The organism is Pseudomonas sp. DWRC2-2, from assembly GCF_049897885.1.
Classification (GTDB): Bacteria; Pseudomonadota; Gammaproteobacteria; order Pseudomonadales; family Pseudomonadaceae; genus Aquipseudomonas; species Aquipseudomonas azotoformans_A.
Genome location: NZ_JAFCXD010000002.1, coordinates 632,391 through 654,577 on the forward strand (window position 1 = coordinate 632,391; position 22,187 = coordinate 654,577).

General features: G+C 60.1%; 22 protein-coding genes. 17 read left to right on the plus strand and 5 right to left on the minus strand.

Going from position 1 to position 22,187, the window contains the following annotated elements; genetic code table 11:
* The 7 genes from ACP7EW_RS11460 to ispD all read left to right on the plus strand — a co-directional run bounded on the left by ACP7EW_RS11460 (position 1) and on the right by ispD (position 7,784).
* Entirely contained in the window at positions 1-948 is a 948-nt protein-coding gene (locus ACP7EW_RS11460; protein WP_016976871.1) for an acetyl-CoA carboxylase carboxyltransferase subunit alpha, read from the plus strand.
* A 159-nt stretch (positions 949-1,107) separates the two neighbouring features.
* A complete protein-coding gene (gene tilS / locus ACP7EW_RS11465; RefSeq protein WP_426217101.1) occupies positions 1,108-2,427 on the plus strand; it encodes a tRNA lysidine(34) synthetase TilS in 1,320 nt (439 codons plus the stop codon).
* Positions 2,428-2,700: 273 nt separating this feature from the next.
* Positions 2,701-4,332, plus strand: a complete 1,632-nt coding sequence (locus ACP7EW_RS11470) for a CTP synthase (protein WP_010212443.1) — start codon at positions 2,701-2,703, stop codon at positions 4,330-4,332.
* 5 nt (positions 4,333-4,337) lie between these two features.
* Complete coding sequence (gene kdsA / locus ACP7EW_RS11475; protein ID WP_010212442.1) at positions 4,338-5,183, plus strand: 3-deoxy-8-phosphooctulonate synthase; 846 nt, start codon at positions 4,338-4,340, stop codon at positions 5,181-5,183.
* A gap of 157 nt (positions 5,184-5,340) precedes the next feature.
* Positions 5,341-6,630, plus strand: a complete 1,290-nt coding sequence (eno, locus tag ACP7EW_RS11480) for a phosphopyruvate hydratase (protein ID WP_016976873.1) — start codon at positions 5,341-5,343, stop codon at positions 6,628-6,630.
* A 171-nt stretch (positions 6,631-6,801) separates the two neighbouring features.
* Positions 6,802-7,080: a cell division protein FtsB gene (gene ftsB / locus ACP7EW_RS11485; protein WP_003231201.1), complete on the plus strand. Its 279-nt coding sequence runs from the start codon at positions 6,802-6,804 to the stop codon at positions 7,078-7,080.
* Positions 7,077-7,784, plus strand: coding sequence for a 2-C-methyl-D-erythritol 4-phosphate cytidylyltransferase (ispD, locus tag ACP7EW_RS11490; protein ID WP_426217103.1), 708 nt, complete (start codon positions 7,077-7,079; stop codon positions 7,782-7,784). Before ftsB ends, ispD begins: the two co-directional genes overlap by 4 nt.
* Here ispD and ACP7EW_RS11495 read toward each other — a convergent pair.
* Positions 7,781-8,680, minus strand: a complete 900-nt coding sequence (locus ACP7EW_RS11495; RefSeq protein ID WP_133074427.1) for a LysR substrate-binding domain-containing protein — start codon at positions 8,678-8,680, stop codon at positions 7,781-7,783. The genes ispD and ACP7EW_RS11495 overlap by 4 nt on opposite strands.
* Before the next feature lie 109 nt (positions 8,681-8,789).
* Between ACP7EW_RS11495 and ACP7EW_RS11500 the strand changes: the two genes are divergently transcribed.
* From ACP7EW_RS11500 to rpoS, 8 genes are all read left to right on the plus strand, one after another.
* Positions 8,790-9,902 carry an S-(hydroxymethyl)glutathione dehydrogenase/class III alcohol dehydrogenase gene (locus tag ACP7EW_RS11500; RefSeq protein WP_010212435.1) on the plus strand — a complete coding sequence of 371 codons (1,113 nt, stop codon included), beginning with the start codon at positions 8,790-8,792 and terminating at the stop codon, positions 9,900-9,902.
* 8 nt (positions 9,903-9,910) lie between these two features.
* The gene (fghA, locus tag ACP7EW_RS11505) at positions 9,911-10,756 is read left to right on the plus strand and encodes an S-formylglutathione hydrolase (protein ID WP_133074426.1); all 846 of its coding nucleotides are present in this window, start codon (positions 9,911-9,913) and stop codon (positions 10,754-10,756) included.
* 54 nt (positions 10,757-10,810) lie between these two features.
* The gene (ispF, locus tag ACP7EW_RS11510; RefSeq protein WP_025855145.1) at positions 10,811-11,284 is read left to right on the plus strand and encodes a 2-C-methyl-D-erythritol 2,4-cyclodiphosphate synthase; all 474 of its coding nucleotides are present in this window, start codon (positions 10,811-10,813) and stop codon (positions 11,282-11,284) included.
* The gene (truD, locus tag ACP7EW_RS11515) at positions 11,281-12,339 is read left to right on the plus strand and encodes a tRNA pseudouridine(13) synthase TruD (protein WP_426217106.1); all 1,059 of its coding nucleotides are present in this window, start codon (positions 11,281-11,283) and stop codon (positions 12,337-12,339) included. Before ispF ends, truD begins: the two co-directional genes overlap by 4 nt.
* Positions 12,327-13,076: a 5'/3'-nucleotidase SurE gene (gene surE / locus ACP7EW_RS11520; RefSeq protein WP_061435552.1), complete on the plus strand. Its 750-nt coding sequence runs from the start codon at positions 12,327-12,329 to the stop codon at positions 13,074-13,076. The genes truD and surE overlap by 13 nt, the downstream gene beginning before the upstream one ends.
* A 41-nt stretch (positions 13,077-13,117) precedes the next feature.
* Positions 13,118-13,753 carry a protein-L-isoaspartate(D-aspartate) O-methyltransferase gene (locus ACP7EW_RS11525; protein ID WP_010212427.1) on the plus strand — a complete coding sequence of 212 codons (636 nt, stop codon included), beginning with the start codon at positions 13,118-13,120 and terminating at the stop codon, positions 13,751-13,753.
* 209 nt (positions 13,754-13,962) lie between these two features.
* Entirely contained in the window at positions 13,963-14,799 is an 837-nt protein-coding gene (locus ACP7EW_RS11530; protein WP_133074425.1) for a peptidoglycan DD-metalloendopeptidase family protein, read from the plus strand.
* 106 nt (positions 14,800-14,905) lie between these two features.
* Positions 14,906-15,910: an RNA polymerase sigma factor RpoS gene (gene rpoS, locus ACP7EW_RS11535; protein WP_016976882.1), complete on the plus strand. Its 1,005-nt coding sequence runs from the start codon at positions 14,906-14,908 to the stop codon at positions 15,908-15,910.
* A 204-nt stretch (positions 15,911-16,114) separates the two neighbouring features.
* Here the strand turns inward: rpoS and ACP7EW_RS11540 are convergent, their stop codons facing one another.
* Positions 16,115-16,324, minus strand: coding sequence for a cold-shock protein (locus tag ACP7EW_RS11540; RefSeq protein WP_002554837.1), 210 nt, complete (start codon positions 16,322-16,324; stop codon positions 16,115-16,117).
* A gap of 389 nt (positions 16,325-16,713) precedes the next feature.
* Between ACP7EW_RS11540 and dcd the strand changes: the two genes are divergently transcribed.
* Both dcd and ACP7EW_RS11550 read left to right on the plus strand, forming a co-directional pair.
* Entirely contained in the window at positions 16,714-17,280 is a 567-nt protein-coding gene (dcd, locus tag ACP7EW_RS11545) for a dCTP deaminase (protein WP_010212421.1), read from the plus strand.
* Between the two features lie 108 nt (positions 17,281-17,388).
* On the plus strand, positions 17,389-17,586 hold the full coding sequence (locus tag ACP7EW_RS11550; RefSeq protein WP_016976883.1) for a hypothetical protein: 198 nt from the start codon (positions 17,389-17,391) through the stop codon (positions 17,584-17,586).
* A gap of 3 nt (positions 17,587-17,589) precedes the next feature.
* Here ACP7EW_RS11550 and pdeM read toward each other — a convergent pair whose 3' ends face one another.
* From pdeM to ACP7EW_RS11565, 3 genes are all read right to left on the minus strand, one after another.
* Entirely contained in the window at positions 17,590-18,240 is a 651-nt protein-coding gene (gene pdeM / locus ACP7EW_RS11555; RefSeq protein WP_426217109.1) for a ligase-associated DNA damage response endonuclease PdeM, read from the minus strand.
* On the minus strand, positions 18,240-20,720 hold the full coding sequence (locus tag ACP7EW_RS11560) for a ligase-associated DNA damage response DEXH box helicase (RefSeq protein ID WP_426217111.1): 2,481 nt from the start codon (positions 20,718-20,720) through the stop codon (positions 18,240-18,242). Before ACP7EW_RS11560 ends, pdeM begins: the two co-directional genes overlap by 1 nt.
* 65 nt (positions 20,721-20,785) lie before the next feature.
* A complete protein-coding gene (locus ACP7EW_RS11565) occupies positions 20,786-22,180 on the minus strand; it encodes an ArnT family glycosyltransferase (protein WP_426217113.1) in 1,395 nt (464 codons plus the stop codon).
* Between the last annotated feature and the right edge of the window lie 7 nt (positions 22,181-22,187).

The window sequence follows — 22,187 nt, forward strand, 5'->3', positions numbered from 1 at the left end:
ATGAACCCGAATTTTCTTGATTTCGAACAGCCGATCGCTGACCTGCAAGCCAAGATCGAAGAGCTGCGCCTGGTCGGCAATGACAATTCGCTGAATATCGGCGATGAAATCGCTCGCCTGCAAGACAAGAGCAGCACGCTCACCGAAGACATCTTCGGCAAGCTGACCAGCTGGCAGATCGCGCGCCTGGCTCGCCACCCGCGCCGTCCGTACACCCTGGACTACATTCAGCACATTTTCACCGAGTTCGACGAATTGCACGGCGACCGCCACTTCTCCGACGACGCGGCCATCGTAGGCGGTATCGCTCGCCTGGACGACCAGCCGGTGATGGTGATCGGTCACCAGAAAGGCCGTGAAGTGCGTGAGAAGGTTCGCCGCAACTTCGGCATGCCGCGTCCTGAAGGCTACCGCAAGGCGTGCCGCCTGATGGAAATGGCCGAACGCTTCAAGATGCCGATCCTGACCTTCATCGACACCCCGGGTGCCTACCCAGGTATCGACGCTGAAGAGCGCAACCAGAGCGAAGCGATCGCCTGGAACCTGCGCGTCATGGCCCGCCTGAAAACCCCGATCATCGCCACCGTGATTGGTGAAGGTGGTTCCGGCGGCGCACTGGCTATTGGTGTCTGCGACCAGTTGAACATGCTGCAGTATTCGACCTACGCGGTGATTTCGCCGGAAGGTTGCGCCTCGATCCTGTGGAAAACCGCCGAAAAAGCGCCGGACGCTGCCGAAGCCATGGGTATCACCGCTGATCGCCTCAAAGGTTTGGGTATCGTGGATAAAGTCATCGCCGAGCCTTTGGGCGGCGCCCACCGCGACCCGGCTGCTGCCGCCGCGACGATCCGTGCTGAACTGGGTTCGCAGCTGGCGATGCTCAAGAAGCTGGATAACGAAGCGCTGCTGGCCCGTCGTTATGAGCGTTTGATGAGCTACGGTCTGTAAGACTACGCAGGACCCAGTGTGGGAGCGGGCTTGCTCGCGAATGCGGTGGATCAGTCGACCTTTCAGTGACTGACACTCTGCATTCGCGAGCAAGCCCGCTCCCACATTTGCTTTGTGTATGCTGAGTCATTGCATTCCAGATAGATGGCGGTATTTTTCATGAAGCCTTCCTTAGCCGCCAAACTCTTGCAAGTTCTGTCACCCTGGCGCAATGCCCCGGCCTGGCACATCGCATTCTCGGGTGGCCTTGATTCCACCGTCCTGCTGCACCTCCTCGCCAATTTGGCCAACACCGAATCGCTCCCGCCCCTCAGTGCGGTGCATGTTCATCATGGTCTACAAGCTGCAGCTGATGCATGGCCCGCTCACTGTCAGTCGACATGCGACAGCCTGGGCGTGCCGTTGCGCGTGATGCGTGTGCAGGTGCAACCCGGCGCCAGTCTTGAGCGTGCTGCCCGTGACGCGCGTTACCAGGTGTTTACCGAGGTGACCGGAGCAGGGGAGGTGCTACTGACGGGCCAGCATCGCGACGATCAGGCAGAAACCTTGTTGTTCCGTCTGCTGCGTGGGGCAGGTGTGCGCGGGCTGGCGGCAATGCCGGTACAGCGCCCGCTGGCGGCAGGCTACCTTGTACGGCCCTTGTTGGATGTCCCGCGTGCAGAGCTGGAAGCCTATGCCGAGGCGCACCAGCTCACATGGATTGAAGATCCTTCGAACGCGGACTCGCGGTTCTCCCGTAATTACCTGCGCCACCGCGTGCTTCCAGTACTGGTGGAGCGCTGGCCGCAGGCTAACTCAAACCTGGCGCGGACTGCCGAGCACCTCAATGAGGCCCAGGCCCTGTTGGATGAGTTGGCACAGATGGACCTGCAAGCGGCCAATCAGCCTTCGCCGTTTCCCTGGTTGCACTTGCCGTCCCTGTCGCTTACGCCGTTGCGCGAGCTTTCCAATGCCCGCCAACGCAACGCCCTACGTCACTGGCTAACTCCTCTGACCCGTCTACCCGACAGCGACCACTGGGCCAGTTGGCATTCCTTGCGTGATGCCAAGGGCGACGCACAGCCCCTGTGGCGGCTGGCGGACGGTGATATGCAGCGCAGCGGTGAACGTATCTGGTGGCTGCCCTCCACTTGGTCGGAATTTTCCGACGCAACGGTGAGCTGGCCCGATCCGCAAAACCCACTAGAGTTACCCGGCAATGGTCAGGTGAAACTGACGGGCAGGGTGCCCGGAGGCCTATTGACGATCCGCTACCGCCAGGGCGGCGAAATCTTTGCTGTGCCCGGCCGAGGTCGGCGCGACTTGAAGCGCCTGCTTAACGAAAGTGGCCTGCCGGGCTGCGTCCGTGGCAGATTGCCGCTGCTGTACCAAGGCGAGCAATTGCTGGGTGCGCCCAGCCTTGCGGGACTCTGGTCGGCACCGAGCGATGAGTGGCAATTACATTGGATGCCACAGACCTGCGATCAAGGTTTGAGCTGATAGAGCCTTTCCGGTAGACTACGCTCCCTTCTTGATACAACTTCTGTGGATTCGTTTGAATCGCAGGAGTTGCCGATTACCAAGCAGTCTTTGCTGGGCGATTCCAAAAAATGTGTAGCGATCAACGTACCGGTGTTTCATTGCTGGTCTGTCACCACGCGGCGGTTTTTTTGAAAGGTGCACTGTGATTAATGCAGGTGATCGGGGGCTTCGGCCTTCCTTCGCTTTCCCCGGCGGCTCGGACCGCTTTAACGCAGACTTCTAGGGTTTTTCATGACGCGCTACATATTCGTCACGGGCGGTGTTGTTTCTTCATTGGGGAAAGGCATCGCATCGGCTTCATTGGCGGCCATCCTGGAGGCGCGGGGACTTAAGGTCACCATGCTCAAGCTGGACCCGTACATCAACGTTGACCCGGGCACCATGAGCCCGTTCCAGCACGGTGAAGTGTTCGTCACCCACGACGGCGCCGAGACCGACCTGGACTTGGGCCACTACGAGCGGTTCATCCGCACGACCATGACCCAGAACAACAACTTCACCACCGGCCGTGTCTACGAGCACGTGCTGCGCAAGGAGCGCCGTGGTGACTACCTGGGTGCAACCATCCAGGTGATCCCGCACATCACCGACGAAATCAAGCGCCGCATCATCAAGGGTGCAGGCGATGCCGACGTGGCCATGGTCGAGATCGGTGGCACCGTCGGTGACATCGAGTCGCAACCATTCCTCGAAGCCATCCGCCAGCTGCGTTTCGAAGTCGGCGCCAAGCGCGCGATGCTGATGCACCTGACGTTGGTGCCGTATATCGCCACCGCCGGCGAAACCAAAACCAAGCCTACCCAGCATTCGGTCAAGGAACTGCGTTCCATCGGCCTGCAGCCGGACGTGCTGGTGTGCCGCTCCGATCACCCGATCGACATTTCCTCGCGTCGCAAGATCGCGCAATTCACCAACGTTGAAGAGCGTGCGGTGATCGCGCTGGAAGACGCCGACACCATCTACAAGATCCCGGGCATCCTGCATTCGCAAGGCCTGGACGATTTTGTGGTCGAGCGTTTCGGCCTGCAATGCAACGGTGCGGACCTGTCCGAGTGGGAAGCCGTGGTCGACGCCAAGCTCAACCCTGAGCACGAAGTCACCATCGCGATGGTCGGCAAGTACATGGAACTGCTGGACGCGTACAAGTCGCTGATCGAAGCGATGAGCCACGCCGGTATCAGCAACCGTACCAAGGTCAACCTGCGCTACATCGACTCTGAAGACATCGAGAACCAAGGCACTGCCTTGCTCGAAGGTGTGGACGCGATCCTCGTTCCCGGCGGTTTCGGCCTGCGTGGCGTGGAAGGCAAGATCACCGCTGTTCAATATGCTCGCGAGAACAAGGTGCCGTACCTGGGTATCTGCCTGGGCATGCAAGTGGCCGTCATCGAGTTCGCCCGTAACGTGCTGGGCTGGAAAGACGCCAACTCCACCGAGTTCGACAGCAAGAGCGGTCACCCGGTCGTGGGCCTGATCACCGAGTGGGAAGATGCCACCGGCGCGGTCGAGACCCGTACCGAAGCGTCCGACTTGGGCGGCACCATGCGCCTCGGCGCGCAGGACTGCTTGCTGGAGCCGGGCTCGCTGGTTCACGATTGCTACGGTAAGGACGTGATCGTCGAGCGTCACCGTCACCGCTACGAAGTGAACAACAACCTGCTGCCGCAAATCAAAGAAGCCGGCCTGAAAATCTCCGGTCGCTCCGGTGATGGCGCGCTGGTTGAAGTGGTCGAAGCACCGGATCATCCATGGTTCGTCGCGTGCCAGTTCCACCCTGAGTTCACCTCGACGCCGCGCGACGGTCACCCGTTGTTCAGCGGTTTCGTCAAGGCCGCACTGACGCAACACCAGAAGAAGGCGTAACCCTGATGGCCCAGAAGATCATTCGCGTCGGCGACATCGAGATTGCCAACGACAAGCCCATGGTGCTGTTCGGCGGCATGAACGTGCTGGAAAGCCGCGACATGGCGATGCAGGTCTGTGAAGAGTACGTGAAGGTTACCGAGAAACTCGGTATCCCTTACGTGTTCAAGGCCAGCTTCGACAAGGCCAACCGTTCGTCCGTGACCTCCTATCGCGGCCCAGGCCTTGAAGAAGGCATGCGGATCTTCCAGGACATCAAGCAAGCCTTCGGCGTGCCGATCATCACCGACGTCCACGAGCCTGAACAGGCTGCCGTGGTCGCCGAGGTGTGCGACATCATCCAGTTGCCGGCCTTCCTGTCGCGCCAGACCGACCTGGTCGTGGCGATGGCCAAGACCGGCGCTGTGATCAATATCAAGAAAGCCCAGTTCCTCGCACCCCAGGAGATGAAACACATCCTGAACAAGTGCGTGGAAGCGGGTAACGACCAGTTGATCCTCTGCGAGCGCGGTTCGAGCTTCGGCTACAACAACCTCGTGGTGGACATGCTCGGTTTCGGCATCATGAAACAGTTCGAATACCCGGTGTTCTTCGACGTGACCCACGCGCTGCAAATGCCCGGTGGTCGCGCCGATTCCGCGGGTGGGCGCCGTGCCCAGGTGCTGGACCTGGCCAAGGCTGGCATCAGCCAGTCCCTGGCGGGCCTGTTCCTTGAAGCCCACCCGGACCCGGATAACGCCAAGTGCGACGGCCCATGCGCCCTGCGCCTGGACAAGCTGGAGCCATTCCTGGCCCAGCTCAAGCAGTTGGACGAACTGGTCAAGAGTTTTCCGACGGTAGAGACCGCGTAAGCCGCGTTTCTCCGGTAGAATTTCCCACGCTTTACGCTCAGGTCTGCGGGCCTGAGCCTTGTCGTCTGCAAGCCTGCCTCGTTGTTCCACCCTTGCGGTCGGTCAAAAGATTTCCTTCAGCTGCGTCGTTTTCGTCAACTTTGGAGTGTTTACAACAATGGCAAAAATCGTCGACATCAAAGGTCGTGAAGTTCTCGACTCCCGTGGCAACCCCACCGTCGAAGCCGACGTGCTTCTCGATAACGGCATCATCGGCAGCGCCTGCGCGCCGTCCGGTGCTTCTACCGGTTCGCGCGAAGCGCTGGAACTGCGTGATGGCGACAAGAGCCGTTACCTGGGCAAGGGTGTACTCAAGGCTGTAGCCAACATCAACGGCCCGATCCGTGACCTGTTGCTGGGCAAGGACCCGCTGGACCAGAAAGCCCTGGACCACGCGATGATCAAGCTCGACGGCACCGAAAACAAAGGCAGCCTGGGCGCCAACGCCATCCTCGCCGTGTCCCTGGCCGCCGCCAAGGCCGCTGCCCAGGATCAGGACCTGCCGCTGTACGCACACATCGCCAACCTGAACGGCACGCCGGGTGTTTACTCCATGCCGGTGCCGATGATGAACATCATCAACGGTGGCGAGCATGCTGATAACAACGTCGACATCCAGGAATTCATGGTGCAGCCGGTGGGCGCCAAGTCCTTCTCCGAAGGCCTGCGCATGGGCACCGAGATTTTTCATCACCTCAAAGCTGTGCTGAAGGCCCGTGGCCTGAGCACTGCGGTAGGTGACGAAGGGGGGTTCGCACCGAACCTGGCGTCCAACGAAGATGCACTGAAAGTGATCTCCGAAGCCGTGGCCAACGCTGGCTACAAGCTCGGCACCGACGTGACCCTGGCCCTGGACTGCGCGGCCAGCGAGTTCTTTGAGGATGGCAAGTACAACCTCTCCGGCGAAGGCCAGGTGTTCAACTCCGAAGGTTTCGCTGACTACCTGAAAGGCCTGACCGAGCGCTACCCGATCATCTCGATCGAAGATGGCCTGGACGAGTCCGACTGGGACGGCTGGAAAATCCTCACCGACAAGATCGGCGAGAAAATCCAACTGGTGGGCGACGACCTGTTCGTGACCAACACCAAGATCCTGAAAGAAGGCATCGATAAAAAGATCGCCAACTCGATCCTGATCAAGTTCAACCAGATCGGCACCCTGACCGAAACCCTGGAAGCCATCCAGATGGCCAAGGCTGCGGGCTACACCGCCGTGATTTCCCACCGCTCCGGCGAAACCGAAGATTCGACCATTGCCGACCTGGCTGTGGGCACCTCGGCGGGCCAGATCAAGACCGGTTCCCTGTGCCGTTCCGACCGCGTTTCCAAGTACAACCAATTGCTGCGTATCGAAGAGCAACTGGCAGGCAAGGCCAAGTACAACGGTCGCGGCGAGTTTCGCGGCTGATCAGTAAGTGGTAAAAAGTCAGCGGATTGCGTCGGAAAACTCACGACAGTGTGTATTTCGACGCTAATCTGATGGCTATCAAGCACAAGCCTGGTTCTTCCAGGCTTCGTGCTATCAGTTGCTTCAAAAGTTTTGCATGGCTGTCTTTTTTCACTGGATACCCGATATTCGATGCGCAGTCCCAATTGGTTGTTCCTCGTCTTGCTCTTGTTGCTGGCTGGCCTGCAGTACCGCCTATGGGTGGGTAATGGCAGCTTTGCGCAGGTAAAAGACCTGACTGAGCAAATTGCTGCACAGCACGCCGAAAACGAGATCTTGCTGGAGCGTAACCGCGTCCTCGATGCTGAAGTGCTTGAGCTGAAAAAAGGCACGGAGACCGTTGAAGAGCGGGCTCGTCATGAATTGGGCATGGTCAAGGAGGGTGAAACCCTCTACCAGTTGGCCCAATGAACCCTGTTTTGCCGGCCTTCTGGGCCGTGATTCCTGCCGCGGGCGTCGGTGCCCGTATGGCTGCGGACCGTCCCAAGCAATACTTGCAGTTGGGCGGGCGCACTATTCTCGAACACAGCCTTGGCTGTTTTCTCGACCATCCATCGCTCAAAGGCCTGGTGGTCAGCCTTGCTCCTGAAGATCCTTATTGGCCGACGCTGGCGTGTGCGGCTGACCCGCGTATCCAGCGTGCGGACGGTGGCTCGGAGCGTTCGGGCTCGGTACTCAATGCGCTGTTGCACCTGAATGCCCTGGGTGCCAGTGATGACGATTGGGTGCTGGTGCATGATGCGGCACGACCGAACCTGAGTCGCGATGACCTCGACAAACTGCTGGCTGAGCTGGCGCACGACCCGGTCGGCGGCCTGCTGGCCGTGCCGGCCCGCGATACGCTCAAGCGCGTCGACAAGCACGGACGTGTGGTTGAGACCGTCGACCGCAGCCTGATCTGGCAAGCCTACACGCCGCAGATGTTCCGCCTCGGTGCCTTGCACCGCGCATTGGCCGACAGCCTGGTGGCGGATGCCGTCATCACTGACGAAGCGTCGGCGATGGAGTGGTCCGGCCAGGCGCCGCGCCTGATCGAAGGGCGCTCGGACAATATCAAGGTGACCCGGCCGGAAGACCTGGAGTGGTTGCGGTTGCGGTGGGCGAACCGACGTTAAGCCACGCCATACTCGGGCCTTTCAGCCAGCCCGGCTTTCAAGAAATCCACCAACTTCCTGACCTTCGGCGACAAATGCCGCTGCTGCGGATACAACGCCCACACCGCCGTATTCGGTGGCTGATGCGCTTCCAGCAACGACACCAGCGCGCCACTGTTTAGGTGCTCCAGCACGTAATAGTCCGGCAACTGGCATAACCCCACGCCCTGCAGCGCCGCGTCCAGCACCGCTTGCCCACTGTTGCAGCGCCAGTTTCCCTGCACCCGCTGGGAAAACTCCCGCCCGTCTTGGGCCAGTTGCCAGATATCCGAGCTGCCGATCAAGCAGTTATGCCGACTCAATTCCGACAAACTATGTGGCCGACCATACCGCGCCAGGTAGGACGGCGACGCGCACAAGTACATACGCCTCGGTGCCAGTCGGCTGGCGACCATGCGCGAATCCTGCAAACGCCCCAGGCGGATCGCCAGGTCGAGGCCTTCGTGCACCAGGTCCAGCTGGCGGTTGCTCAGCTCGATATCCACACGCAACTGCGGATAGAGCGCCATGAACCGTGTGACCAGCGGCACGATAAAACGCTCGCCGTACGCCACCGCGCAGGTCATGCGCAACATGCCCTTGGGTTCGCTGGTGAGGTCGCCCACCGCGCGCAAGGCTTCTTCGCGACCGTCCTGCAGGCGCTGACAATGTTGCAGAAAGGTCTGGCCGGCTTCGGTCAGGGTCACCTTGCGCGTGCTGCGATACAGCAGCCGCGTTTGCAGGCGTTCTTCCAGGCGCGCCACTTGGCGGCTGATGTGGGACGACGACACGCCCAGGCGTTCCGCCGCCGCGGTGAACTGGCTGCATTCGGCGACCGCAACGAACTCATCGATGCCTTCCCAGCGGTTTTCCAACATCACGATTATCCCTGTACAGCAATAAAGTTTTGCTTTTGTCCGGATTATTCATCAGTCAGCCATGTTTTACACTCACCGTCTCAATTTTCAACCGCCTGGAGAAACCCGGATGATCAAGTCCCGTGCTGCCGTAGCCTTCGAAGCCAAGAAGCCCCTTGAGATCGTTGAAGTAGATGTCGCCATGCCCAAAGCTGGCGAAGTGTTGCTGCGCGTAGTCGCTTCGGGCGTGTGCCATACCGACGCCTACACGCTGTCGGGTGCTGATCCGGAAGGCATCTTCCCGTCGATTCTCGGTCACGAGGGCGGTGCGGTGGTCGAAGCGATCGGCGAGGGCGTGACGTCCGTTGCAGTGGGTGATCACGTGATCCCGCTGTACACCCCGGAGTGCGGCAAGTGCAAATTCTGCCTGTCGGGTAAGACCAACCTGTGCCAGGCCATTCGCTCCACCCAGGGCAAAGGCCTGATGCCGGACGGCACCACACGTTTCTCCTACAAAGGCCAGCCGATTTTCCACTACATGGGCACCTCGACTTTCTCCGAGTACACCGTGCTGCCGGAAATTTCCGTGGCTAAGATTCCTAAAGAAGCCCCGTTGGAAAAAGTCTGCCTGCTGGGCTGTGGCGTCACCACCGGTATCGGTGCAGTGATCAACACGGCCAAGGTCAAGCCGGGCGACACCGTGGCCATCTTCGGCCTCGGCGGTATCGGCCTGTCAGCGGTGATCGGTGCGGTCAAGGCCAAGGCCGGCCGCATCATCGCCATCGATATCAACCCGGCCAAGTTCGAGATCGCCAAGCAATTGGGCGCCACCGACTGCATCAACCCGAAAGACTACGATCGCCCGATCCAGGACGTGATCGTCGACCTCACCGACGGCGGCGTGGACTTCTCCTTCGAATGCATCGGCAACGTACAACTGATGCGCGCCGCGCTTGAGTGCTGCCACAAAGGTTGGGGGGAGTCGGTGATCATCGGTGTGGCCGGTGCCGGCCAGGAAATCGCCACCCGTCCGTTCCAACTGGTGACCGGTCGCGTCTGGCGCGGTTCGGCCTTCGGCGGCGTGCGCGGCCGCAGCGAATTGCCAAGCTACGTGGAAATGGCCCAGACCGGCGAGATCCCGCTGGACACCTTCATCACCCACACCATGGGCCTGGAAGACATCAACAAAGCGTTTGACCTGATGCATGAAGGTAAGAGCATTCGTACAGTCATCCACTTCTGAGGTCGGCCATGAGTCTGGAAAACCTGTCGTGCCAGAAAAGCTTCGGCGGCTGGCATAAACGCTACAAGCATCATTCCGATGTGCTCGGTTGCGACATGACTTTCGCCGTCTACCTGCCGCCGCAAGCGGAGGAGGGCGGCAAGTTGCCGGTGCTGTACTGGCTCTCCGGTCTCACGTGCACCGACGAGAACTTCATGCAGAAGGCCGGCGCCCAGCGCATGGCTGCCGAGTTGGGGTTGATCATCGTTGCGCCGGACACCAGCCCACGTGGGCCGGGTGTTCCGGGTGATCCGGATAACGCCTGGGATTTCGGCCTCGGTGCCGGCTTCTACCTGAATGCCACCCAGGAACCTTGGGCCAAGCACTATCGGATGCATGACTACGTGGTGCAGGAATTGCCGGCCTTGGTTGAAGCGCATTTCCCGGCCTCGGGCAAGCGCGGCATCAGTGGCCACTCCATGGGAGGCCATGGGGCGCTGGTGTGTGCGTTGCGCAACCCTGGGCGTTACCTGTCGGTGTCGGCGTTTTCGCCGATCAACAACCCGATGGATTGCCCGTGGGGCCAGAAAGCCTTCTCGCGTTATTTGGGCGAAGAGCGCTCTAAATGGCGCGAGTGGGATGCCTGCGTGCTGATCAGCGAAGCCTCGGAAAAGCTGCCGCTGCTGGTGGACCAGGGCGACCGCGACGATTTCCTCGCCGTGCAACTCAAGCCTGAAGCCCTGCAGCAAGCGGCCAAGGCGGCCAACCATCCGCTGGAACTGCGCCTGCAACCTGGCTACGACCACAGCTACTTCTTTATCGCCAGCTTCATCGAAGACCATTTGCGACACCATGGCCGTGCTTTGCTCGGTTAATGTGAGGCAAAAGTAGGTAGAATCACGCCCTGAATTAAATCGGGGCGTTTTTTTATGCGTATTGGCCACGGCTACGATGTGCACCGTTTCGCTGAAGGCGATTTCATCACCCTGGGCGGCGTGCGCATTGCGCACCACCATGGGTTGCTGGCTCATTCCGACGGCGACGTTGTGTTGCATGCCTTGAGCGATGCCTTGCTCGGCGCAGCGGCGTTGGGCGATATCGGCAAGCACTTTCCGGACACCGACCCGACCTTCAAGGGCGCGGACAGCCGTGTACTGCTGCGTCATGTGGTCGGCTTGATCCATGCCAAAGGCTGGAAGGTCGGCAACGTCGACAACACCATCGTGGCCCAGGCGCCGAAGATGGCCCCCCATATCGAGTCGATGCGTGCGCTGATTGCCGCGGATCTGCACATTGAACTGGATCAAGTGAACGTGAAAGCCACCACCACCGAAAAGCTCGGCTTCACCGGTCGGGAAGAGGGCATTGCGGTGCACTCTGTTGCCTTGTTGCTGCGCGCATGAATGACCTGCAACTGTTGGGTCCACGGGCCTATGGCGAGGCCTTGGGCAGCGCGGTACTGAAGGCGACGGCCGAAGACTTCCAGGTCGACGAAGTGCTGGATATCCCGCTAACCGGAGAAGGTGAGCACCTGTGGTTGTGGGTGGAAAAACGCGGGCTCAATACCGAGGAAGCCGCGCGGCGGATCGCCAAGGCAGCGGGCGTGCCGTTGCGCACGGTCAGCTATGCCGGGCTCAAGGATCGCCAGGCGTTGACTCGCCAGTGGTTCAGCGTGCAGCTGCCCGGCAAGGCCGACCCGGACATGAGCGCGGCGGAAAACGACACGCTCAAGATCCTCAAGACCGCCCGCCACAAGCGCAAGCTGCAACGCGGTGCGCACTCGGCCAATGGTTTCACCTTGCGCCTGACCCAGTTGGCCGGTGATACCGCCGCTATCGATGCGCGGTTGCAACTGATTGCACAACACGGCGTTCCCAACTATTTCGGCGCCCAGCGTTTTGGCCACAACGGCGGCAACGTGGTCGACGCCCGTGAGTGGGCCGCGCGCAAGGCCTTACCGGAACAGCGCAACGTGCGATCGCGGTTGCTGTCCACGGCGCGCAGCTTCTTGTTCAACAAAGTGTTGGCGGCGCGTGTGGCCGATGGTTCGTGGCAGCGCGCCCAGGTCGGCGACTTGCTGGCGTTTACCGACAGCCGCAGTTTTTTCCCGGCAGGGGAGGCTGAATGCAGCGACCCACGCCTGGCGATCCTGGACCTGCACCCGACTGGCCCGCAGTGGGGCGAAGGCGATTCGCCTGCCACGGGTGCAACCTTTGAACTCGAACAGGCTGTTGCTGCCGATGAAGCCGACCTGCGTGATTGGCTGGTGAATGCCGGCATGAGCCAGGAACGTCGCATTCTGCGACTGCCCATTGGCGGTTTGACGTGGCATTATCCCTCGCTGGACATTCTGCAATTGGAATTCGTCCTGCCGGCCGGATGCTTCGCCACTGTCTTGGTGCGCGAGCTAGTTGATCTGGTGCCGGTGGGGCAGACGGACAACCCATGCGTATTCTGATATCAAACGATGACGGTGCCACCGCACCCGGTCTTGCCGCGCTCTATGCTGCGCTGGAAGATTACGCCGAGTGCGTGGTGGTCGCCCCCGACCAGGACAAGAGCGGCGCCAGCAGTTCGCTGACGCTCGACCGTCCGCTGCACCCGCACGTCCTGGCCAATGGCTTTATCAGTGTAAACGGCACCCCTACCGACTGCGTCCATTTGGCGATCAACAGCCTGCTGGATCAGGAGCCGGACCTGGTGGTATCGGGTATCAACCTCGGCGCCAACCTGGGCGATGACGTGCTGTATTCCGGCACGGTGGCGGCGGCACTCGAAGGTCGCTTCCTGGGGCGTACGGCGTTCGCTTTTTCGTTTGCTTCGCGCCAATTGGATAACCTGCCGACCGCTGCGTATTTTGCGCGAAAGCTGGTGGAGGCTCATGGCTCCCTGAACCTGCCACCGCGCACGGTGCTCAACGTCAATATTCCCAACTTGCCCCTCGACCATATTCGCGGCATCCAGCTGACGCGCCTGGGCCATCGCGCCCGCGCGGCGGCGCCGTTGAAGGTGGTTGACCCGCGTGGCAAGGAAGGCTATTGGATTGCCGCGGCGGGTGATGCGGAAGATGGCGGTGAGGGCACCGACTTCCATGCCGTGATGCAAGGTTACGTATCGATTACCCCGTTGCAATTCGATCGCACCTTCAGTGATGCCTTCAGTGGTCTCGATGGCTGGCTGGAGGGGCTGCGCTAATGGGCCGTGAACAAGACGACTTGCTGCGCCGGGGCATCGGCATGACGTCCCAGCGTACCCGCGAACGCTTGATCCAGCGCTTGTACGAAGAGGGGTTGTCCAACGCTCAGGTGCTGGAAGTGATCCGGCGTACGCCTCGGCATCTGTTTGTCGATGAAGCCCTGGCCCACCGTGCCTATGAAGACACGGCGCTGCCCATCGGCCACAACCAGACCATCTCCCAGCCATACATGGTGGCGCGCATGAGCGAGCTGCTGTTGGCGGCGGGGCCTTTGGACAAGGTGCTGGAAATCGGCACCGGCTCCGGCTACCAGACCGCCGTACTGGCGCAACTGGTGGAGCGGGTGTTTTCGGTCGAGCGCATCAAGGTGCTGCAAGACCGTGCCAAGGAGCGCCTGGTGGAGTTGAACCTGCGCAACGTGGTGTTTCGCTGGGGCGATGGCTGGGAAGGCTGGCCGGCGCTGGCGCCGTACAACGGCATCATCGTCACTGCCGTAGCCACCGACGTGCCCCAGGCGTTGCTTGATCAACTCGCTCCAGGCGGACGTCTGGTCATCCCGGTTGGCTCCGGCGAAGTGCAACAATTGATGCTCATTATCCGTGAGGAAGAGGGCTTTTCCCGGCATGTACTCGGCGCCGTGCGCTTCGTGCCATTGCTCAATGGCCCGCTGGCCTGATCATTTGTTCGCCGGCAGTGAATTCTGTTGGTGGGGATGTGTCTTACGGCGGGGTCTATCGAGTCAACATGATCGGGCGTCGGCATTAAACACGATGAATTTTTCGTTTCAGTCGTGTGCCGGTAAAAAGCCAATGCCCAGTTATACTTGCGTCATATTTCAAGCCTGATACAGGCATTCATGTTCAGCCACCACAAAGGGAGCGGCGGGTGAGTCTCACAGGTCTTGCGCAGCGTATGAGTAAAACAAGCTTTCATCGACTGGTGCTTGGCCTCGTCTTCAGTTCCGTGTTGGTCGGGTGTTCCAGCTCGCCAAGCAGTGGCGCACGGGTGGTTGACCGTAATAATGCCGTCCCGCAGAAACCGACGGTGACCACCGGACAATATGTGGTGCGCAAGGGCGATACGATGTTCTCGATCGCCTTCCGTTATGGCTGGGATTACAAGGCACTTGCAGCACGTAACAATATTCCTGTGCCATACACGATACATCCGGGTCAGACGATTCGCTTCGACGGGCGCACCGGTTCAACGCCTACGGCAGTTGTGACAAACACCGGATCTTCGCCGTCGTCTTCGAGCAAAACCACCATCATCACCCGGCCTGCAGGCACCGCCACACCGGCCCCTGCGACCAAGCCGGCACCCGCGCCGTTGCCACCTGCCGGGCCTGCGCCGACCGGTTGGGGATGGCCCTCAAACGGAGTGCTGATTGGAAAATTCTCTTCAAACGGTAGTTTGAATAAAGGCATTGATATCGCCGGAGATTTGGGACAGCCTGTTTTAGCTGCGTCTGATGGGACAGTGGTGTACGCCGGGAGTGGTTTACGGGGCTACGGCGAGCTGGTCATCATCAAACACAGCGATACCTACGTCAGTGCTTACGGTCACAACCGTAGGCTGTTGGTTCGGGAGGGGCAGCAGGTCAAAGTCGGACAGACAATTGCCGAAATGGGGTCAACTGGTACAGACCGGGTGAAACTGCACTTTGAGATTCGCCGCCAAGGGAAACCTGTAGATCCGCTGCAATTCCTACCCCGTCGTTGATGTGTTGCACAGCCTGTTCCCTCACGTAGAAGGAACAGGCTCCAGCGTTGCCAAGGATAAAGGCGCCGCTTGAGCTTGAGGTCGAACTCACCAAAGGACTATAACAATGGCTCTCAGTAAAGAAGCGCCGGAGTTTGACATCGACGATGAGGTTCTCCTTATGGAGACCGGTATCGATACGGAATCGATGTCGAATGAGGGACCTGCTGTACCTTCAGTTCGCACCAAGTCCAAGAACTCCACCGCGTTAAAGCAACACAAATACATTGACTACACGCGGGCGCTCGATGCGACCCAGCTGTACCTCAATGAAATCGGCTTTTCCCCTCTGCTGACCCCCGAAGAAGAAGTCCATTTTGCGCGCTTGTCGCAAAAGGGCGATCCGGCTGGGCGCAAGCGCATGATTGAAAGCAACCTGCGTCTGGTGGTGAAAATCGCCCGACGCTATGTCAATCGTGGGCTGTCCCTGTTGGACCTGATCGAGGAGGGCAACCTGGGCTTGATCCGGGCTGTGGAGAAGTTCGACCCTGAGCGGGGATTCCGCTTTTCGACCTACGCCACCTGGTGGATTCGTCAGACCATCGAACGGGCGATCATGAATCAGACCCGCACGATCCGGTTGCCGATCCATGTGGTCAAGGAGCTCAATGTCTACCTGCGGGCAGCGCGTGAGCTTACCCAAAAACTCGATCATGAACCTTCGCCTGAAGAAATCGCCAACCTGCTGGAAAAACCGGTGGGAGAGGTCAAGCGCATGCTGGGTCTCAATGAGCGCGTGTCTTCGGTCGATGTCTCGCTGGGTCCGGATTCGGATAAAACCCTGCTGGACACCCTGACGGATGATCGTCCTACCGATCCTTGCGAGCTGTTGCAGGACGATGATCTTTCCCAAAGCATTGACCAGTGGCTGTCGGAGCTCACGGACAAGCAGCGTGAGGTGGTGATTCGCCGCTTCGGCCTGCGTGGCCATGAGAGCAGCACCCTGGAGGACGTAGGCCTGGAGATCGGCCTGACCCGTGAGCGGGTGCGGCAGATCCAGGTCGAAGGGCTCAAGCGCTTGCGTGAGATCCTGGAGAAGAATGGCTTGTCGAGTGAGTCGTTGTTTCAGTAGCTACGCAGGACGAAATGTGGGAGCGGGCTTGCTCGCGAAAGCGGAGTGTCAGTCAACGAAAGTACCGACTGATTCACCGCTTTCGCGAGCAAGCCCGCTCCCACATTTTTTGTGCTCGGTATTACATGGGTGCTAGAGCCAAATCCCAGGCATAAAAAAACCCCGCTTTTAAGGGCGGGGTCTTTTCGACTAAGTCAGTACAAGTTAGATAACTTGAACTTCTTCAGCTTGCATGCCTTTCTGACCGCGGGTAGCGATGAAAGAAACCTGTTGGCCTTCTTTCAGGCTTTTGAAGCCGTCGGATTGGATAGCTTTGAAGTGAACGAACAGGTCGTCACCGGATTGTGGAGTGATGAAGCCGAAGCCTTTTTCATCGTTGAACCACTTAACGGTACCAGTTTGGCGATTAGACATGGTGTATCTCCTTGGACAAAGTTAACTGCGACTCAGGAAAAGCCCTGGCCGAGACTGAGTGCAAAGAGCAGGAAAAATTCTTGGAGATGGTTGGATCGAAATTCAACATATCGTGTAGAGATTCTCAGTGACACAAGCAGCACAGTGGCGCCACCTTAACCCTTTTTCCGGGACGTGCCAATGATATTTCCGAAGGTTTCTCCATTTTCGTGACTGGCGGTGATGTTTCCGCTCACCGGGCACGCCAATACAGGTCCCGGCCCCGCTGGCTACGGCTTATAGCAGCAGGCGCATTCGTCAAGAAAAGCCTTGTGACCTTTGAACCCCAACGCCGGCCCCGGTAAGATGCCCCACAGAATTTTTCCACCTCGCTATTCAGGACACCCGCCATGAGCATCAAATCGGACAAGTGGATTCGCCGCATGGCGCAGGAACACGGCATGATCGAACCGTTCGTGGAGCGCCAGATCCGTGGCCAAGGCGATGCGCCGGTGATTTCCTACGGCGTTTCCAGCTACGGCTACGATGTGCGCTGCGCCGATGAATTCAAGGTGTTCACCAACATCAATTCGGCGATCGTCGACCCAAAGAACTTCGACGAAAAGAGCTTCGTCGACGTCAAGAGCGACGTGTGCATCATTCCGCCGAACTCCTTCGCCCTGGCGCGCACCGTGGAATTCTTCCGTATTCCCCGTGACGTGCTGACCATCTGCCTGGGTAAAAGCACCTACGCGCGTTGCGGCATCATCGTCAACGTGACACCGCTTGAGCCTGAGTGGGAAGGCCACGTGACCCTTGAGTTCTCCAACACCACCACGCTGCCCGCGAAAATCTACGCCAACGAAGGCGTGGCACAGATGCTGTTCCTGCAGTCCGACGAGGCCTGTGAAGTGTCCTACAAAGACCGCGCAGGCAAGTACCAAGGTCAGCGAGGCGTCACCCTCCCACGCGCTTGATCGAAAGCTCCTACGCGTAAAGGGAATTAGTCTGCAGAAAGTGACTCTATCTAGGTGTACTGCCCCGGCGTGTGTAAAACGCGCCGGGCCACGCTTGAGGAGTACCTTATGAAGCTCGACCCGCGAATAAGCGCAGAACTTGCCCGGCTTGAACCCAATCAGATTGGCGTTCTGGCCTGGTCCCTGATGGCCGATCCTGCTTATGCCGGCGGCATCCCCGGCCAGCCTGAGCCGGACTATCCACAGCCCACCGAACCAGGCGAGCCGACCTTGCCGGACGAGCCACCGCCCGCGCCTGTCGCCTGATTACTAGCCCACCGGCCAGACTTCATGACCGCCAATCACATAGATTCGGTGGTCATTGTCCTGCTCCACCCCATGCCCGCCGGTAAATGCACCGAACGCCGGCAGCAGGCTGACTCGGGCGCCGATCACAAAGCACGGCAGCCGCAAACTCTGCCGACCCTTGCCGCGCAACCGATACACCGGATGTACATGCCCCGCCAGCACGTGGTGGCTGGGATGGGCGTCAGGTTCGTGCTGCAAGGCAAAAGGGCCCACCAGCAGCGGCTCCGTTACCACGTCTATCCTCAAGTCCTCGGGCGGGTCCCCCGCGCGTTTATCGTGATTGCCCCGAATCAAGGTCAGGGGCAGGTCAGGATTAAGGGCCCGCCAGCGTCTCAATGCGCCCAGCGTGCCACTGGCGTGTGATCCCGGACCGTGCAGGAAGTCGCCGAGAAAGATCACCTGAGTGCAGGCTAGCGCAGAGAGCAACCGGTCCAGGCGCTGCAGGTTCTCGGTGGTGGTGCCTTGTGGCACCGGCTGCCCGAGGCTGCGATACGCCGAGGCCTTGCCGAAATGTGCGTCGGCGATCATCAGGCATTGGCGCGCAGGCCAGTAGACCGCCTTGTCTGCCAGCAACCACAATTCCTCACCCTCCAGCATCACCGTGCACACCATCAGCGTTTCCCGTTATCCGCGACTTTTTCCAGGTCCTTGACCATCCGTGCGATGCGCTCTGAGAGTTTTTCCGAACTCATGCTTTCGCGCATCCGTTCAACCAGCAGCGGGAATGCCAGGGGCGTAGGGCGTTCGATCCGATGCAAGTCCAGTTTCAGCGCGCAAAGATGACGTAATGTCTCTTCGAGGCGACGAATGTCCAGCTCATCGCGTAGGACTTCTTCGCCTGCCTGGGTCAGCAACAGGTTCTGTGGGTCGTATTGCTTGAACACCTCAAAGAACAACCCGCTGGAAGCCTGCACCTGCCGGGTACTTTTCGGCGCGCCGGGGTAGCCGGCAAATACCAACCCGGCAATGCGCGCGATTTCACGAAAACGGCGCAGGGCCAGTTCCCCGGCATTCAGGCTGGCCGCTACATCTTCCAGGAGGTTCTGCGGACTCAGCAGCGCTCCGTTCAATACCGTCGGCCAATCCACTTCGGTGGCACTCAGCAGTTCCAGCCCATAATCGTTGACCGCGATCGAGAAGGTAACGGCCTGCCCTTGGCTCACGCGCCATGCAAACAGACTCGCCAGCCCCAGGTGCACCTGGCGCCCGGCAAAGGGATAGAGAAACAGGTGCCAGCCTTCCCGTGACTTAAGCGCCTCAGCCAACAAATGCTTGCGCGTCGGCAAGCCCGACCAGCGCAACTGTGTCTGCAACAAGGGTTGCACCGCTTGCATCTCCGGCCCTTCAAAGTGCCCATGGGCCGCAGCATCAAAGCGCTCCACCACCGCTTGCGCCAGTTCATTGGAAAGCGGCATGCGCCCGCCATTCCAGCGCGGCACAGCGGCTTTCTTGGCGCTGCTGCGACGTACATAAGCGGTCATGTTTTCCACACGGACCAATTCCAGCAGGCGCCCGGCAAACAGGAACCCATCTCCCGGTTTGAGCCGTGCAATAAACCCTTCCTCGACACTGCCCAGGTTCTTGCCGCCACCGCCCTTGCTCCAGAATTTCAGATGGATGCTGGCGTCACTGACGATAGTGCCCACGCTCATCCGATGGCGCCGCGCCAGTCGTGCATCCGGGACGCGCCAGATGCCGTGCTCGTCGGGCTCCACGCGGCGGTAATCCGGGTAGGCCGTCAGCGACAGCCCACCGTGCCGCACAAAACCCAGGGCCCAGGCCCAGTCTTCAGCCGTCAGGTCATGGTAGGCCCAGGCACTGCGCACTTCCGCCAGCAACGCATCCGGCGTAAAGCCGCCGCCCAGTGCCATGCTCACCAAGTGTTGTACGAGTACATCCAATGGTTTGTACGGCGATTCCCGCGCTTCGATGCGCCGTTGCGCAATCGCATCCTGGGCCGCGGCGGCTTCCACCAACTCCAGGCTGTGGGTCGGCACCAACGTCACCCGCGACGGCCGCCCCGGCGCATGCCCCGAGCGCCCGGCGCGTTGCATCAGCCGCGCCACACCTTTGGCCGAGCCGATCTGCAACACACGCTCCACTGGCAGGAAATCCACTCCCAGGTCCAGGCTTGAGGTACACACCACCGCCTTGAGCTGGCCGTCTTTCAAGGCCCGTTCCACCCAGTCACGGGTTTCTCTGGATAAAGAGCCATGGTGCAGCGCAATCACCCCGGCCCAATCGGGGCGGGCGTCCAGCAATGCCTGGAACCAGATCTCCGATTGCGCCCGCGTGTTGGTAAACACCAGGCAACTATTACTGGCGTCTACCTCGGCCACCACCTGGGGCAACATTTTCAAACCGATATGACCGGCCCACGGAAAGCGCTCGGTCACGGGGGGCAATAAGGTGTCGATCACCAACTGTTTAGCCGTTTGCCCCTGCACATTGATCCCGTCGCCCTGTGGGACCAAGACTTCCAGCGCGTGAGCCTGATTACCCAAGGTCGCCGAAATACCCCACACCATCAAATCTGGGTGCCAGCGTCGCAACCGTGCCAGCGCCAGTTGCAGTTGCACGCCGCGTTTATTGCCGATCAGTTCGTGCCACTCATCCACCACTACCATGCGCAGGTGCCCCAGGCTAGCCTCGCTGTCGGCACGGGCGAGCATCAGCGTCAGACTTTCCGGTGTGGTGACCAGCGCGGTGGGCTGGCGACGGGTCTGCCGCGCGCGTTCGCTGTTGCTGGTGTCGCCCGTGCGCAGGCCGACGCTCCACGGAATCTGTAGCGCTTCAAGTGGCGCTTCGAGGGCGCGCGCGGTGTCGGCGGCGAGGGCGCGCATGGGGGTGATCCACAGCACCGTCAATGGTTCGGCGGGCGGTTTGCGTTTGCTGGTAGTGGGGGCACGGGCGATGGCGAAACGATTGAGAGCAGCAAACCATAGCGCGTAGGTTTTCCCGGCACCGGTGCTGGCATGCAGCAATCCCGAGTGGCCTGCTTTAACCGCCGCCCATACGTCTTTTTGAAAGGTGAACGGCTTCCAGCCCTTGGTGGCAAACCATGTCTTGGCGAAGTTGCGGGAAGTTGCCATACAACGGCTGATGCTCTGGAGGGCCTATTTCACAGACCCTCGCGGCATGGCAAAGGTTTAACCGGTTATTGCGACTTGACGGCGCAATAATGCAACCCGGAAGCGTTGGCCTGGCCCACCCTTGCGCAAGTGACGGACGCCGGCATGTCCAGCGGTATGCTGGCCTGGCGTCGAACCAGATAAAAGCCCTGGGACAGTGGCAGCTTTTGCGGCTGTTGGGTGTGGCGGGCCCAGCCAGCACTGTAGAACTCCGCCGAATAGGAGCGCGTCCCCAGATAGATCAGGTCGCCGGGGGCGGCGGGTTGTTGCACCTTCCACAAGGCAACCATGTCTTTCTGGTTTTGTGGGCGATCGGACAGCTGGCCGCTGATGATGATGAGGCAACCGGTGATCGGCAGTGCCAGTGCTACGGCGGCGATGACGATTGCGCGTATTTTCTGGCAGATGACATCGGCCAGCAGTAGCGCCCAGGCCGGCAGTGCAGGCAGTACGTAGGTCCAGAGAATGTTGGTGGACAGGGTGAAGAACAGCGGTGTTGAAAGCGCCCACGCCAGTATGAAGATGAAGTATTCGCGCTGCCCTTGCAGGGTGGAACGCTCCTTCACCAGCAACGGCAGGAACAATGCCCAGGGTAAAAGCCCGCCCAGCAGATGCAGCCAGATCATCGCCAAGGGTTGGGCATGTGCGCTGCCGTAGAGGTCGCCCTGCCAGTTACTGATGACGTAGCGACTGAAGTGTTCGCCGACGATGAAGTATTTCAGGAACCCCGGTGTCTTTTGTTCCGCCAGCCAATACCAAGGCAGCGCCACGGCAAGCATCAACGCGATGCCTGGCAACCACGGCAGGCTGAGCAGCCGGCGCCAGTGGCCAGTGAGGGCCAGCCACAGGGCTGCTGGCAGCGTAATCAGGACCAGCGCCAATGGGCCCTTCGCGAGCAGGCCGAGGCCCAACCCAAAAAAACCGACCAGCGCCCAGCCTCGGTCCGCGTGTACCAGCCCGCGCCACAACCCCAGATGGGCGAGCAGAAGGGCGAATGCCAGTGCGCTGTCAGTCAAGACCGCGCCGCTGGCAAAGAACCCGAGGGCGCATGTCGAATAGATAATCGCCGCGGTCAACCCGACCTGAAGGCTGCGTTCCCGGCTGGCGAAATGCACGATGAGCAGGCAACTGGCGACATGCATCAACCAGCTGGAGAAACGGCTGGCGAACTCGTTGATGCCGAACACCTGCATGCTCAACGCCTGTAGCCAGAATGACAGCGGTGGTTTGCCCCAGAATGGCACGCCGTGATCGAACATCGGAGTGATCCAGTCATTGGAGACCAGCATCTTGCGGGCAATTTCCGCATAGCGGGCTTCCGACGTGTCCATGAGCGGATACAGCCCCAGTGTGACCAGGCGCACCAGCAGCACGGTCATCAGGATGCCCCAGAGCAGACGGATGGAGGCGGAACGGTTCATGACGACA